Origin of the sequence: Streptomyces sp. NPDC087270, from assembly GCF_044744625.1 — a bacterium.
Lineage (GTDB): Bacteria > Actinomycetota > Actinomycetes > Streptomycetales > Streptomycetaceae > Actinacidiphila.
The window spans coordinates 18,656-33,138 of record NZ_JBIUYR010000006.1 but is presented as its reverse complement, the minus strand read 5'-3'; the positions used below and the strand labels follow the sequence as shown (position 1 = coordinate 33,138).

The following is a 14,483-nucleotide window of genomic DNA, read 5'->3' as shown; positions in this document are numbered from 1 at the left end:
CGCCCGGCGCGTTCGGCTGGAGAACTTCCTCACTGGTGCCTCCCCTCGTCGGCCGACCTGCGGCGCAGGGCCGTCATCGCGGCGCCGGCGGCCAGCAGGATCGCGGCAGCGGCGGCCAGCGAGAGCACCGCCGTACCGGTCGCCGCGAGCGTGCCGCCGGAGGAGCCGCCGGAGCCCGAGCCGGAGTCGGAACCGCCCGACGAGCCGCCCGACGAGCCGCCGGACGCACCGCCGTCGTCACCGCCGCCGACCGCCGTGATCGGGCCGAGCGCGTGGGTGAGCGTGGTCAGCGGGGTGCCGGCGAGGGCCGGCACGGCCTGCGTGCTGGAGCGGACGTCGGAGTCGCCCGCGTCGGCGGTGATCCGGACGCCGCCGTCGGTGTTCTGCGCCGACACCAGGAACTCCTGCCCGCTGCGGGCGGGTTCGGGGCGGAGCCGGTCGGTGGCGAGCAGGCCCTGCACCGCCAGCGCGGTGGAGTTGGTGCTGACGCCGGCCGCGCCCTGGTAACCGCCGCTGCTCTGCTGCGCCTTGACGAGGTACGCCCGCGCGGCGGCGACCGCGTCGGCGTGCCCCGGCACCAGCGTGAGCGCCTGCACGGCGTACCCGGTGGTGTCCGTGTCGGACGTGCAGCCGGCGCCGGCCGCGATCAGCGTGGAGGAGAACCCGCCGTCCTTGCAATGGAGTTGGAGCAGCCGGTCGACCGCGGCGGGCGGTACGGTGACGCCGCCGCGGGCCAGCGCGAGCACGCCGAGGGCCTGCGAGACCGTGGAGTACGCCTGGGAGAAGTCACCCGGCGCGGTGCACGCGCCGTCGTCGGTGGCCGCGGTGCAGACGTGGCCGGTCAGCGTGGTGAGCAGGTCGAACCCGCCGAAGTGGTGCGGGTCCTGCCCCATCACCTCGGCGACCAGCGCCAGCTTGGCCGCCGAACCGCTGTACGGGCCGGGGTAGTCGGACGTGCCGTCCGGGTCGGCGTACTGCGCGACATGCCCGGCGAGGTAACCCGTCGTCTTGGTCAGCGCCTCGTCCTGGCCGCCGGTCGAGGCGAGCGCGAGCGAGAGGTCGGCGGTGAGGCCGTAGTCCGGGCCGTAGTCGTTGGCCAGGTGGTCGCCGCCGTCGAGTTGCTTGACGAGGTAGCCGGCACCGGCCACGGCCGCCTTCTGGTCGCGCAGGTCCCGCAGCAGCGTGCCGAAGGAGGTGCCGACCGCCCCGCCGAGCGCCTGCGTGGACGCGCGCAGGTCGGACGTGGTCTGGGCGGCGTCGGAGGCGACCCGGAAGCCGCCGTCCGGGTTCTGCTCGGCGGCCAGGAACGCGCGGGCCTTGGCGATCTGCCCGGTGTACGTGCCGCCGCCTGCGCCGTCCAGGCTGAGCCCCTGGATCGCGAGGGCCGCGGAGTTGACGGAGTCGCCGGCCGCGCCGTGGAACCCGCCGTTCGCCAGCTGCTTGGCCGCCAACCACGCGCCGCCCTTCGCGACGGCCCGCGCCGCCGCGTCGCCGGGCACCAGGTCCAGCGCCATCATCGCCATCGCGGTGCTGTCCGCGTCCTGGTCGCCGCCGGACGGGATCAGGCTCGGCCAGGCGCCGTCGGCGTCCTGGAGGCTCTCCAGGTAGGCGATCGGCCCGGCCGCCCGGTCGGCCTCGCCGGCCCGGATCTGCGCGACGACGCCGAGGGACTGGGAGAACACCGAGGTCGCGTAGGCGTAGTCGTCCTTGGCCGCGCAGCCGCCCGAGGCGTCGGCCTTCGCGCAGACGGTGGCGTCGAGCGCGGCGATCAGGTCGTGGCCGCCGAAGGCGCGGGGGTCGGCGCCGAGCACCTCGGCCGCCACCGCCTCCTTGGCGAGCGAGCCGCCCTGGGCGTAGGAGGTGCCGATCAGCGTCCACGCGTCGATACCGCGACCGCCGGAGTCCTTGCCGTGCTGGAGGAAGTCCGAGATCGACGCCAGGGTGTCGTCGGCGCCGCCGGTCGCGGCCAGGGCGAACAGGCCGTCGATGGTCATGCCGAAGTCGGCGAAGCCGGGCGAGGACTCGTAGGAGTGGCCGTCGACCAGGTTGTCGCCGTTGACCAGGTAGGCGACCCCCTTGGCCAGGTCCGGGCCGACCGCGGTCGGGGACTGCGAGGGCGGGGAGGTGTCCGACGGCGTGGTGGGCGCGGTCGCCGGCGGGGAGGTGGGCGGCGTGGTGTGCCGCGCGCCGAACGTCAGCGTGGAGAGGTCGGTGCCGGTGGCGGCGAGCAGCGCCGGGGTGGTGGCGTGGACGTCGGGGGCGCCGCCGGAGGTGTCCGCGGTGAATCCGCCGCCGTCGGACTGGCGGGCGACCGCCCAGTCGCGGGCCCTCACCGCCTGGTCGGTGTCGCCGAGCAGGCGCAGTGCCTGCGCGGCGGCCGCGGTGGTGGCGGTGTCCGCGGACGCGGCGCCGTACGGCACGAAGCCGCCGTCCGCGGCCTGCCGCCCGGTCAGGTAGTCGCCGGCCTTGCTCAACACATCCGCGGTACCCGGGAGTTGCTTGAGCGCGATGACCGCGTCGGCGGTGATCGCCGGGTCGGAGGAGCAGCGCTCGCTCGCGCCGAGCATCGAGGCGGAGAAGCCGCCGTCGGCGCACTGCATGCCGGTGAGCCGGGAGACCGCGGCGGGCGGCGGGGTGACGCCGCCGCGCTCCAGGGCGAGCAGCGCCAGCGCCTGGGTGTCCGGCGAGCCGACGCCGTGGAAGTCGCCGGCGGCGGTGCAGTTGCCCTGGCTGCCCGCGGCCGTGCAGACGTGGTCGGTGAGGTCGGCCAGCAGGTCGCGGCCGCCGACCTTGGCGGGGTCGGCGCCGAGGATCTCGGTGAGCAGCGCCAGGTTCGCGGTGGCGGCCACGCTCGGCACCGGGACCGTCGGGTCGGGGAAGAGGTAGTCGGCGAGGTGCGCGGTCAGGTACGCGTCGATCCTGCGGACGGTGGCCTCGGACCCGCCGGCCGCGGCCAGTGCCACGGCGGTGGAGTCGGTGGCGCCGAGGTCGGTGGTGTCCCTGTCGCTGTCGTACACGTGGTCGCCGTCGGTGAGCCGCCCGGTCAGCCACTTCGCCGCACCGGCCAGGTCCGCGTCGGCCGCGGCCGGGGGGCCGGCCGGCGACGTCGGCGGCGTGGCCGGGGGCGTGGCCGGCGGGGTGGTGGCCGAGGTGTCCTGGGCCCGTACGGAGTCGGGGGTGAAGGACGGGCCGCCGGTGGTACCGCCGGTGTCGGTCGGGCCGAAGACCCACGCCTCGACCTCGCCGTCCGCCGGGTGGTCGCTCAGCGCGCCCAGCGGGCTGTAGGTCCAGGTGTGCTGCCCGGCCGGCGCGATCCAGAACGACCAGTAGGCGTCGGCCGGCGGGGTGAGCACGCACGGCTCGTCGGCCGTCGTCGGGTACTCGGTGCCGCCGTCGTAGTCCGCGTCGCCGATCCGGCAGACGAAGCCGGGGCCGTCGTGCACGGTGCCGGTGGTGGTGAACCCGGCGTCGTGCAGCAGGTTCATGCCGGTGGTCGGGTTCGCGTCGCAGCCGCGGACGACCGGGCCGCCCCAGTGCGCGAAGTCCACCGCGACGACCGCGCCCTTGGTCGGCGTGCAGGCGCCGATCGGGTCGGCGTGCGCGGGCGCGGCGGCCGACACCAGGCCGGCCGCGACCGAGCCGAAGGTCAGCGCGGCCGCGGTGAGCAGCACGGCGGTGCGCGGCCGTCTGTGACGGCGACGCCTGGCGAGAACGAGCACGGGTGGCCCCCCGGTCCGGCCGGCGCGGAGCGCGGGCCACGGAGGGAAAGCCGGCACACGAACCGGCCTGTCGTCCGTGCCGTAGTCCTCGACGGCGAGCGTGACTTGCTGTTCAGCGCAGGTGGTCCGGCTCGCCCGCCTCGCGGTGGGCCTACGGTTGCGGGTCAGCGCCGGGTTTCGACCGGCTTCCCCTGGCTGCTGAATCGGAAATGCGTTTCATGGCACCACGCGGCGGCGCGTCCCGTCAACGTGACGGACCGTTGCCTTCACCACTCCCCCGCGGCCGCTGCCGCCGGCCCCCTCCACCGCCACGCGAGCCGAGCACGCCGGACGAGCCGAGCACGCCGAGCAATCCGCGCGAGCCGAGCACGCCGCGCGCGGTTGCCCCGCGACGGCACTCGCCCGCCGGTGCCCGCTGCTCCTGCTCCCCGACCGCGAACCGGTGCACCGTCGACGCCTCGCCGCGAACCCGAGCCGCTCGTAGAGCCGGTTCGCGGCGGCGCGTTCCGGGCGCGAGGTGAGGTCGACACTGCGCGCGCCGGCCTCCCGCGCGAGCCGCAGCGCGTGCCCGGTCAGCGGCGCCGCGACCCCCTGGCCGCGCGCCGCGCCGTCCACCACGACGTCCTCCACCCGCCCGCGCGGGCCGGAGGCGAGCGGCAGCAGCACCAGGGTCAGGGTGCCGACGATCTCGCCGCCGGACCGGGCGACCAGCACCGTGCCGGTCTCGCAGCCCACGATCCGCTCGACCGTCTCGCGGTCCAACGGCCGTAGGGATGAGGACAGTTGCGGCAGCAGGCGGCCGAACGCCGCCACCACCTCCGGGCTCGCGGACCGTACGACGTCGACTTCGACCCCGACCTCGACGCTCACGCAGCGGAGCTTGTCGATGCCCCCGAGAGCGGCCAGATAGCCACCTTGTCCAACAATCTTGGATGTGACTCACGGCGCCCATCGGCTCACTGCGCGATTTTCGTGCAGAGTTCTTGTGGGCTTGATTCGGCGGTGTTACGGTCACTCGCAAGTTGTTGGACAATCCATCGCTCGACGCGAGGAACCCCACGCGTCGGGCGCCACGCGGAGACGAGCTGAGCCGCAGCCGCAGCCGCAGTCGTCGAAATCCATCGAGACCCATCGGCAAGGCCACTCGAACGTGTACACGCGAGTGCCGGATCGCCTCACCCGAGCCGGTCAAGGAGACAGAGTTGTCGACCAACCAGCGGGACCACAGCGCGGAGGCACTCCGCTTCGACCACGTCACCCTGGAATTCCCCGGGGGACACCAACCGGCCATCGAGGACGTCTCGTTCAGGGTCGCGCGGCGCAAGTTCGTCGCCGTGATCGGACCGAGCGGGTGCGGCAAGAGCACGATCCTCAACCTGGCCGCCGGCCTGCTCCGCCCGACCAGGGGCGAGGTCCACTTCAACGGCGAACCCGTCACCGGGGTCAACTCCGAAGCCGCGTACGTGACCCAGAAGGCCAACCTGCTGCCCTGGCTCAGCGTGAAGGCCAACATCGGCCTGGCGCTGAAGTTCCGCAGGGTCCCCAAGGCGGAGCGCGACGAGCGGATCGCGCACTGGATCAAGGTGGTCGGCCTCACCGGGTTCGAGGACCACTACCCGCGCGAGCTCTCCGGCGGCATGCAGAAACGCGTCGCCATCGCCCGCGCGCTGATCTACGACCCGTCCATCGTGCTGATGGACGAGCCGTTCGGCCCGCTGGACGCCATCACCCGGCTCAAGCTCCAGCAGGACCTGCTCAATCTGTGGGAGGAGCAGGAGGGCACGCTCGTCTTCGTCACCCACGACCTCAACGAGGCGATCTACCTCGCCGACGAGGTGATCGTGATGTCCAAGGGGCCCGGGACGGTGCACCGCACCCTCGAAGTCCCCTTCCCCCGGCCCCGATCCATCGGGTCGCTGGTCGAGTCGCACGAGTTCTCCGAGCTCTACAACGACCTGTGGAGCCTGTTCAAGTCGGAGATCGACCTGTCCGACGCCTCCGCGTAAGGAACCGCAGTGATAACGATCAAGGAAGAGATCGACGTCCCGAGCCCGCGCGGCCGGGTCTGGGAGGTCGTGTCGAGCCCCTCGGACGTCGTGTCCTGCATCAGTGGCGCCGAGTTGGGCGCCGCCCACGACGACGGGTCGTTCGACGGTGCCCTGGTGGTGAAGTTCGGCGCGATCCGGGTGAGGTTCGCCGCCCGCATCCGGCTGGAGCTGGACGAGCCCGAGTCCGAGGGCCGGCTCACCGCCCGCGGCGGCGACGGGCAGGGGGCCACCCGCTTCCGCGGTGACGCCACCTTCCGCGTGGTCGACGGCGCCGCGGCCGGCAGCGCGCGGGTGCTGATGAACGGCGAGGTGACCCTCACCGGCAAGCTCGCGTCGCTGGTCGAGTCGGGCGCCGGGGTCGTGATCTCCAGGATGACCAAGGACTTCTCGGCGAAGCTGGTCGCGAAGTGCGCCGAGCCGGCCGCCGGCCAGGTGTCCGTGCCGGTCGGCGCCGCGGCATCCGGGCCGTCCGCCGAGCGGGCGGCAGCCGGCGCCGCCCCGCCCGTACCCGCCCCCGTGCCCGCACCGGCCGCCGCCCCGCCCCGTACCGGCCCGCTGCGCCGCTGCCTCGCCTGGCTCGCCCGCGTCCTGGGCCGGCGGCGGAGCCCGGCGGCACCGGCACCCGCGACCCCTACGGCCCCGGACCGAGCCGCCCCGCCCGCTTCTCTCCCGCACACCGCACACGCACCGCAGACGACGCAGACCGAGGAGGTCGGCAGTGGCAACGCCCCGGCTCAATAAGGTGATCGGCGCCCTCGAAGCGGGACAGCACGTCTTCGCGTCCTTCGCCGCGGCCGACCCGTCCGCCGCCCTGGAGTTCGGCACCACCGGCTACGACGCCCTGGTCTTCGAGACCGAGCACAAGCCCTGGGACGTGCCGGCGCTGCGCGACACCCTCCAGTACCTGCTGAACCGGCGGCAGATCTTCGGCGCCGACAGCGTGGCCCCCGCGCTCACCCCGCTGGTCCGGATACCGGTCAACGGCGCCGAGAAGGGGCAGTGGCAGGCCAAGCAGGCGCTCGACCTGGGCGCGTACGGCATCGTGTGGCCGCACATCTCCACGGTCGAGGAGGCGTACAACGCGGTCGCCGCCTGCCGCTACCCGCGGCTGCCCGACCGCCCCCGCCACGAACCCGCCGGCCTGCGCGGCGACAGCCCGGCCGCCGCGGCCCGCTACTGGGGCATCTCCAACGCGGAGTACTACGCGAAGGCCGACGTCTGGCCGCTGGACCCGGACGGCGAGATCCTGGTGGCCCTCATGATCGAGGACCAGCTCGCCATCGACAACCTGCCGGACATCCTCGACCAGGTGCCGGGCATCGGGCTGATCATCATCGGCGAGGGCGACATGAGCCAGGAACTCGGCATCCCGCGCCAGTACGACCACCCGCTGATGCGGGAGTGCAAGCGCCGCGTCCTCGACATCTGCGCCGCCCGCGGCGTCCCCGTCGGCCACCCCCACGTCACCGCCGACAACGTCAAGCAGGTGCTGGAGGACGGCTACCGGTTCCTGATGTCCATGCCGGTACGGACCTACCCCGGCCTGGAACTCGGCCGGACGCTGACCGGACGCGACTGACGGCTCCCGGTACCTTCCGGCACCTTCCACCCTCCCAAGCCGTCCCGCCTTCCCGCGCCCCCACGTTTTCACGCCCCTTCCCCGCCCTTCCCCGCCCTCCCGCGCCCTCGCGCGCCCGAAAACCTCCCACCGCCGGCCCTCCATGCCCGCGGCGCCCACCATCCACCGGCCCGCCGCGCGCCACGCACCACGCGAATCTCGGAGACTTCCATGCTCATCGACTGTCACGGTCACTTCACCACGGCCCCGGCCGCACTGGGGAAGTGGCGTGAACGGCAGATCCAGGCGTTCGAGGAATCGGGCGCGCGGCTGTCGCCCGCCGAACTCCGCATCAGCGACGACGAGATCACCACCGCCATCGAGCAGGGACAGCTCAGACTCCAGCGGGAGCGCGGCGTCGACGTCGCCCTCTTCTCCCCCGGCGCGGGCAAGATGGCGCACCACTACGGCGACGAGCAGACCAGCCTGGCCTGGTCGCACGTCAGCAACGACCTGATCGCCCGGGTGTGCGGGCTCTTCCCCGGCCGGTTCGTCGGGGTGTGCCAGCTCCCGCAGTCCCCGGGCGAGCCGCTGGCGTCGTCGGTCCGCCGCAGCGCCACCGAACTGCGGCGCTGCGTCGAGGAGCTGGGCTTCGTCGGCTGCCTGCTCAACCCGGACCCGTCGGACGGCTACTGGCAGGCGCCGCCGCTGACCGACAAGGTCTACTACCCGCTCTACGAGACGATGGCGGAGCTGGACGTCCCCGCGATGGTCCATGTCGCGATGTCGCGCAACCCCGCGCTCCAGGGCACCTGCGCGCACTACCTCAACGGCGACACCGCTGCCTTCATGCAGCTGTGCCAGTCGGACCTGTTCACCGACTTCCCGACGCTGAAGTTCATCCTGCCGCACGGCGGCGGCGCCGTCCCCTACCACTGGGGCCGCTACCGCGGGTTCATGCAGGACCAGGGGCGGCCGCCGCTGGAGGAGGCGGTGCTGCGGAACGTCTTCTTCGACACCTGCGTGTACCACCAGCGCGGCATGCAGCTGCTGGTGGACGTCGTCCCCGCGGAGAACATCCTCTTCGCCTCGGAGATGATCGGCGCCGTCCGCGGGGTGGACCCCGAGACCGGGCACCGGTTCGACGACACGAAGCACCTCCTGGACTCCATCGACACGTTGGCCGACTCCGACCGGCGGGCGGTGTACGGCGGCAACGCGCTGCGGGTGTTCGGACGGCTGGAAGGCGTGCTCTCCTCCCACGCCACCACGGCGGACCACGCCACGACCGCGAAGGAGAACGGCAAGTGAAGGTCTACGAGGCGCTCGCCGAGGCGTTCGTCAAAGAAGGCGCGACCGATGTCTTCGGCATGATGGGCGACGCCAACATGCACTGGATGAACGCCCTGCACGAGCGCGGGGTGAACCTGTACGAGGTGCGCCACGAGGGCTCGGGCCTGGGCATGGCCGACGGCTGGGCGCGCACCGCCGGCCGGCCAGGGGTGGTCACCACCACCAGCGGCCCCGGCACCGCCCAGCTCGCCACCTCGATGATCGTGGCCGCCCGCGCGCACACCCCGCTGGTCGCCTTCTGCGGCGAGACCCCGGTGGGCGACGAGTCAGCGGTGCAGTACCTCGACCAGCGCCGGTTCGCCGCCGCCATCGAGTGCGGCTTCGTCCACGTCTCCCGGCCCGACCTCGCCGAGGAGGCCGTGCAGCAGGCCTTCTACCAGGCCAGGACCGAGTCCCGGCCGGTGATGCTCAGCGCCCCCGTCGATGTGCAGGTCAAGGAGTACGAGGAGGCGGGGCCGTACATCCCCTCCACCGAACTCATCGACACCGCGCGGCTGTTGCCCGACCCGGCCAGGATCGAACAGGCATCGGCGCTGGTGCGGGCGGCCAAGCGGGTGGTGATCATCGCGGGCCGTGGAGCGCGCTCCTCGGACGCCGGTGAGGAGGTGCTGCGGCTCCAGCGGCGGACCGGCGCGCTGCTGGCCACCACGCTCCAGGCGAAGAACTGGCTGTGCGACGCCACCGAGTTCCACGTCGGGATCTCCGGGCTGTACGGCAGCAAGGCCGCGATGGAGTTGCTCCAGGAGGCCGACTGCGTGATCGCGGTCGGCGCCAGCCTGAACCACTACACCACCGAACACGGCCTGCTCTTCCCCGACGCCACCTACGTGCAGATCGACAACGCGCCGCACGTGGTGATGGGCAACGGCCGGGCCGCGGAGTGCTACGTACGGGCCGACGCGCGCACCGCGCTCGCCGAGCTGAACCGGGCCCTGGAGCAGCACCCGGCGCAGCCGGAGGGCTTCCACACCGACGACGTGCGGCGCCGGCTGACCGAGCCGCTGAAGGCCCCGTCCGGCTACGAGGCCGAGCCGGGCCGGCTCGACCCGCGCGAGGCCATCCGCGTGCTGGACGCCGAACTCCCGGGCGAGATCGGGCTGGTGCTCGGCAGCGGCCACCAGACCGACTTCGGCACGATGCTCTTCCAGCGCTCCCGCGACGTGCTGTCGAACTACGGCATGTTCGGCGCGATCGGCCAGGCCCCGCTGCTGACCATCGGCGCCGTCGTGGCGAACGGCGGCCGGCCGACGTTCGTGGTGGAGGGGGACGCCAGCTTCCTGATGCACCTGGCGGAGTTCGAGACCGCCTGCCGTTACGGCCTGCCGGTGCTGGTGGTGGTGATGAACGACGAGGGGCTGGGCGCGGAGTTCCACAAGGCGAAGGCCAAGGGCCTGGACCCGCAGCTCGCGGTGATCCCCAACCCCGACCTCGGCCCGGTCGCGATCGCGCTCGGCGGGGCCGGCGCCACCGTCCGCAGCACCGGTGAACTGCGCGCCGCGCTCGCGGAGTTCGTCCGTGACCCGCGCCCGACCGTGGTCGACGTGCGGATCACCCGGAACGTGCTGAGCGTGCCCTACCGGCGGCTCCAGTACGGCGAGGACGTGTGATGACCGCGCTCTCGGTCCTGCTGGGGGACTACCCGCACACCCGGCCGTTGAAGGACGGCACGATCCCGGTGCCCGGTGTGGAGTGCCACTGGGCGCAGGCGTCCCCGCTGTACTCGGCCTTCGCCCGGATGGTGCGGGGCCTGGAGTACGACGTCTGCGAGATGGCGCTGGCGACGTACTTCCAGGCCAGGGAGGCCGGCGTGCCGATCACGCTGCTGCCGGTGGCGATGATCGGCGGCACCCACCACCAGTCGCTCACCCGGCTGCCGGACGGGCCGGCGCTCTCCCCGCGGCAGCTCGCGGGCAGCCGGGTCGGGGTGCGCTCCTACAGCCAGACCACCGGCCTGTGGGTGCGCGGGGTGCTGCGCGAGGACTACGGCGTGCAGCCCTCGGACGTCACCTGGGTCACCACCGAGGAGCCGCACGTCGCGCGGTACCGCGAGCCGGACAACGTCCGGCGGTCCCGGGCCGCGAAGGTCGCCGACCTGCTGCGCGACGGCGAGGTGGGCTCGGCGGTGCTCGGCCCGCGCGCCATCGGCACCCAGGGCTTCGAACTCGTCCCGGTCCTCCCGGACGCCCGGGCCGCCGCGCAGGCGTGGATCGACCGGCACGGCACCGTGCCGGTGAACCACATGGTCGTGGTGCGCGACGAGGTGCTGGAGTCCGCGCCGCAGGCGGTCGCCGCGCTGGTCGAAGCGCTGGCCGCCGCGATCGCGACCACCGCGGGCGAGCGCGACGGCTCTCCGGCCGGCCGGGTGGTCGCGGCCGGCTGGCGCCCGGAACTGGTCGCGGCCGTCGGGATCGGCGCCCGCTACGCCCTGGAACAGCGGGTCGTACGGTCCCCGATCGACGTCGAGCGGATCGCCGCGCACACCGCGCACCTCGGCGCCGCACCGGCGCCCGGGAGTACCGGGACTGCCAGGGCTGCCAGGACTGCCGAGACGCCCGGGACGCCCGACGAGCGGGACGCGGAGGTGAGCCGGCCGTGAGCGAACTGCGTGTCCGCGGGGACGCCCCCACCCGGCGCCCCGACGTATGGACCCCAGAACTGCTGGAGAAGGTCGAGTGGCGCCGGCGCGCGGCGGACGAGCCGTTCCGCGGCGTCGCCGACCCGTCCGGCATACGCCCCGGCCTGTTCCCGCTCCGGACCACCGGCGTGGACGTCAGCGGTGTGCTCGGCGCAGCCGCGCGGTACCTGGCCGCGCTGGCACCGCGCGAACTGGCCGACGGGCGGCTGCCGATGGACGACGTGACGTGGCGGCACTGGGCCAACGGCGCCCGGTACTTCCTGCGGCACGGGCTGTGCCTGGAGGAACTCGACGACCGGACCAGGCAGTCGGCCCTGGAGATCGTCCGCGCCAGCCTGAGTGACGCGGGCTTCGCGCAGGTCCTCGACCTGATGCACCTGAACCTGACGGTCGGCGAGCTGCGCGGCGAGGAGCACCTGCTCAACGAGTGGCTGTACTGGTTCACCGTCTACGGCGACCCCGGAAGCGGCCCGTGGGGCTGGCAGCTCGACGGGCACCACGTCAACGTCAACTGCGCCTTCGTCGGCGACCAGATGGTGCTCACCCCGACGTTCCTCGGCGCGGAGCCGGTGCACGCCACCTCGGGGAAGTACGCCGGCACGCACGTCTTCCGGCGCGAGGAGGCGGTCGGGCAGGAACTGTTCGACGGCCTGACCGGGCGGCAGCGCGCCCGGGCGGTGATCGCCGACGAGCTGCCGCCCGACCTGTTCGTGGGCGCCTTCCGGGACAACTACGAACTCGCCTACCAGGGCATGCCGTTCACCGAGCTGACCGGCCACCAGTACGCGCTGGCCACCGAGTTGCTCGGCCTGTACACCGGCCGGGCCGGCGCCGGCCACGCCGCGGCACGGATGGACGAGGTACTCGCGCACCGGCAGGACACGTACTTCGCCTGGATCGGCGACGGCGGCCCGGACAGCGCCTTCTACTACCGCGTGCACAGCCCGGTGATCCTCGTCGAGTTCGAGCACCAGGCCGGCGTGATGTTCGCCAACGACGTGCCGACGCGGCGGCACATCCACACCGTGGTCCGCACCCCGAACGGCAACGACTACGGCGCCGATCTGCTGCGCCGGCACCACGAGCGGCACCACCGGCCGGCGACCGCGGACCCGGCACCCGAGGCATGAAGCAGGAGGAGTCCCAGATGAAGTTGGTTGTGGGCCGCGACGACCTCGCGGCGGCGGCGCTGGAGGCCGCCCGGACGGCGGGCACCGAGGTGGAACGCCTCGACGTGCGGCCGGTGCACAAGGCGTCGCGCGGCTTCGTGAACGACGCGGCCGTGGACGTGTGCGAGCTCGCGGTGGTGACGCTGCTCCAGGCCGCCGCCTACGACCGGCCGGTGGTGCTGCTGCCGGTGACCACGCTGGTGCGCGCTCAGCACCAGACCCTGGTCACCATGGGCAACCTGTCGGTGCGGGACCTGGCGGGCCGCAGCGTCGGCGTCCGCTCCTGGAGCCAGACCACCGGGGTGTGGCTGCGCGGCTTCCTCACCGAGCAGTACGGCGTGGACCTGCGCACGGTGGACTGGACGGTGTACGAGGACGGACACGTCGACTCCTACCAGGACCCGTCGTGGGTGCGGCGCGCGCCGGAAGGGGCCAAGCTGCAGGCGGACTTCCTCGACGGCCGCCTCGACTACGGGATCATGGGCAACGAGCTCCCGGCCGACGACCGCATCCGCACCGCCGTCCCGGACGCGCTCGACGCCGCCGCTCAGTGGTCGGCGCGCAAGGGCTTCACCCCCGTCAACCACGTGATCGGCGTGTCCGAGGCCGCCGCCCGCGAGAACTCCGCGGCGATCTGCGCGATGTACGACGCGATCCGCGAGATGGCCGCCAAGGACGAGGGCGGGTCCGACCCGGTGGGCTTCGACGCGCTGCGCGGCCCGGTCGCGCAGGTCGCGGCCTACGCGCTGGAGCAGGACGTGCTGCCGCGCGCGGTGGACTTCGACGAGCTGGTGGCCCGGTCGTGCGCGGCCCTCGGGGTACCGCCGGCGCGGCTGGGCGGCTGACCCGCCGTGCCCCCGGCACCGGGACCGCACCCGGCACGGCATCCGCAAGCACCCGAACAAGACAGGACGAGGACACGCATGGGCAAGCTCACGGTCGCACTCGGCGCATACCCGCACGTGCAGGCACTGCTCGACGGCAGCGCGGCGGTGGACGGCTACGACATCGAGGAGGTGCGGGTCAGGCCGATCATCGGCGCCTACCGGCGGATGATCAGGGACCTGGAGTTCGACGTGTGCGAACTCGCCCCGGTCTCCTACCTGATGGCGCTCCAGGAAGGGGTGCCGCTCACCGCGGTGCCGGTCTTCCTCAACCGCCGCTTCCACCACGGCGACATCCAGTGCGCCGCCGGCTCCGGCATCCGCGTCCCGAAGGACCTGGAGGGGCGCCGGGTCGGGGTGCGCGCCTACACGGTGAGCACCGGCGTGTGGGTGCGCGGGGTGCTCCGCGACGAGTACGGCGTGGACGTGGAGAAGATCACCTGGGTGGTGGACGACGACGACCACATCGAGGGGCGGGCCCCGGCGAACGTCGAACGGGTCACCGACGGGCGCTCGCTGGGCGAGCTGCTGCGCGCCGGGGAGATCGACGCCGCGTTCACCGGCAACGCCGGCACCGGAAGGGCCGGCGCGCCCAAGGCCGGCTGGACGGCCGCGGCCGAAGCCACCCCCACCCCCACCGCCGCCACCGGCAACGGTGACGACGCCGGCGACGACGGCCCGTACCCGCTCTTCGCCGACGCCGACGTGCTCGGTGCCGACTGGTACCTGCGCACGGGGATCTACCCGCTGCACTCGGTGGTCGCGCTCCGCTCCGAACTGGTGGCCCGCGACCCGGACCTGCCGACGGCGCTGTACGCGGCGCTGGCCGACAGCAAGCGGCGGCAGGTCGCCGCGGACCCGGAGTGGACCGAACTTCCGCGCTTCGCCCGGCAGGCGCGCCAGATCGGCGGCGACCCGGTGCCGTACGGCATCGGCGCCAACGAGGCGAGCCTGGCCGCGGCCGTCCGCTACTCCCGCGACCAGGGCCTGCTCGACGCGGGCTTCCCCGCCGACCCGCGACGGCTGTTCGCCGAGGGCGACCACCCGGACGCCTGACCGCCTGACCACCCGGGCGCCCGCACCCGCCGGGCGCCCGCACCGCCCACCAGCCGTCACC

The 14,483-nt window shown here is 73.5% G+C and carries 11 protein-coding genes and 1 riboswitch; of the genes, 9 read left to right on the top strand and 2 right to left on the bottom strand.

All coding sequences use genetic code 11. From position 1 onward, the window contains the following. Nucleotides 1-29: 29 nt before the first annotated feature. Both ACIPAE_RS13680 and ACIPAE_RS13675 read right to left on the bottom strand, forming a co-directional pair. A complete protein-coding gene (locus tag ACIPAE_RS13680; protein WP_402445090.1) occupies nt 30-3,719 on the bottom strand; it encodes a prenyltransferase/squalene oxidase repeat-containing protein in 3,690 nt (1,229 codons plus the stop codon). Between the two features lie 98 nt (nt 3,720-3,817). Beyond that, nucleotides 3,818-3,951: riboswitch (cobalamin riboswitch) on the bottom strand. After that, nucleotides 3,936-4,589: a GNAT family N-acetyltransferase gene (locus tag ACIPAE_RS13675; RefSeq protein ID WP_402445089.1), complete on the bottom strand. Its 654-nt coding sequence runs from the start codon at nt 4,587-4,589 to the stop codon at nt 3,936-3,938. Its footprint overlaps the riboswitch before it by 16 nt. Nucleotides 4,590-4,921: 332 nt before the next feature. On the opposite strand from ACIPAE_RS13675, the gene ACIPAE_RS13670 reads away from it, so the two are divergent. The 9 genes from ACIPAE_RS13670 (at nt 4,922) to ACIPAE_RS13630 (ending at nt 14,422) form a co-directional block, all read left to right on the top strand. Further along, the gene (locus tag ACIPAE_RS13670; protein WP_329369969.1) at nt 4,922-5,725 is read left to right on the top strand and encodes an ABC transporter ATP-binding protein; all 804 of its coding nucleotides are present in this window, start codon (nt 4,922-4,924) and stop codon (nt 5,723-5,725) included. A gap of 9 nt (nt 5,726-5,734) precedes the next feature. After that, the gene (locus ACIPAE_RS13665; RefSeq protein WP_402445087.1) at nt 5,735-6,508 is read left to right on the top strand and encodes an SRPBCC domain-containing protein; all 774 of its coding nucleotides are present in this window, start codon (nt 5,735-5,737) and stop codon (nt 6,506-6,508) included. Beyond that, on the top strand, nt 6,486-7,346 hold the full coding sequence (locus ACIPAE_RS13660) for an aldolase/citrate lyase family protein (RefSeq protein ID WP_329369965.1): 861 nt from the start codon (nt 6,486-6,488) through the stop codon (nt 7,344-7,346). The genes ACIPAE_RS13665 and ACIPAE_RS13660 overlap by 23 nt, the downstream gene beginning before the upstream one ends. A gap of 210 nt (nt 7,347-7,556) precedes the next feature. After that, on the top strand, nt 7,557-8,636 hold the full coding sequence (locus ACIPAE_RS13655; RefSeq protein WP_329369963.1) for an amidohydrolase family protein: 1,080 nt from the start codon (nt 7,557-7,559) through the stop codon (nt 8,634-8,636). Further along, the gene (locus ACIPAE_RS13650; RefSeq protein WP_402445084.1) at nt 8,633-10,285 is read left to right on the top strand and encodes a thiamine pyrophosphate-binding protein; all 1,653 of its coding nucleotides are present in this window, start codon (nt 8,633-8,635) and stop codon (nt 10,283-10,285) included. Before ACIPAE_RS13655 ends, ACIPAE_RS13650 begins: the two co-directional genes overlap by 4 nt. After that, nucleotides 10,285-11,274 (top strand): hypothetical protein, encoded by a 990-nt coding sequence (locus ACIPAE_RS13645; protein WP_402445082.1) that lies wholly within the window; start codon nt 10,285-10,287, stop codon nt 11,272-11,274. Before ACIPAE_RS13650 ends, ACIPAE_RS13645 begins: the two co-directional genes overlap by 1 nt. After that, nucleotides 11,271-12,443 (top strand): DUF3500 domain-containing protein, encoded by a 1,173-nt coding sequence (locus tag ACIPAE_RS13640; protein WP_329369958.1) that lies wholly within the window; start codon nt 11,271-11,273, stop codon nt 12,441-12,443. The genes ACIPAE_RS13645 and ACIPAE_RS13640 overlap by 4 nt, the downstream gene beginning before the upstream one ends. Before the next feature lie 17 nt (nt 12,444-12,460). Further along, nucleotides 12,461-13,327 carry a hypothetical protein gene (locus tag ACIPAE_RS13635; RefSeq protein WP_366411013.1) on the top strand — a complete coding sequence of 289 codons (867 nt, stop codon included), beginning with the start codon at nt 12,461-12,463 and terminating at the stop codon, nt 13,325-13,327. Between the two features lie 78 nt (nt 13,328-13,405). Further along, nucleotides 13,406-14,422 (top strand): ABC transporter substrate-binding protein, encoded by a 1,017-nt coding sequence (locus ACIPAE_RS13630; protein ID WP_402445080.1) that lies wholly within the window; start codon nt 13,406-13,408, stop codon nt 14,420-14,422. The last annotated feature ends 61 nt before the right edge of the window (nt 14,423-14,483 follow it).

Coding starts and splice junctions, on each gene's coding strand:
- ACIPAE_RS13655 (WP_329369963.1), top strand. CDS start 7,557: ATGCTCATCGACTGTCACGGTCACTTCACCACGGCCCCGGCCGCACTG.
- ACIPAE_RS13645 (WP_402445082.1), top strand. CDS start 10,285: ATGACCGCGCTCTCGGTCCTGCTGGGGGACTACCCGCACACCCGGCCG.
- ACIPAE_RS13635 (WP_366411013.1), top strand. CDS start 12,461: ATGAAGTTGGTTGTGGGCCGCGACGACCTCGCGGCGGCGGCGCTGGAG.
- ACIPAE_RS13630 (WP_402445080.1), top strand. CDS start 13,406: ATGGGCAAGCTCACGGTCGCACTCGGCGCATACCCGCACGTGCAGGCA.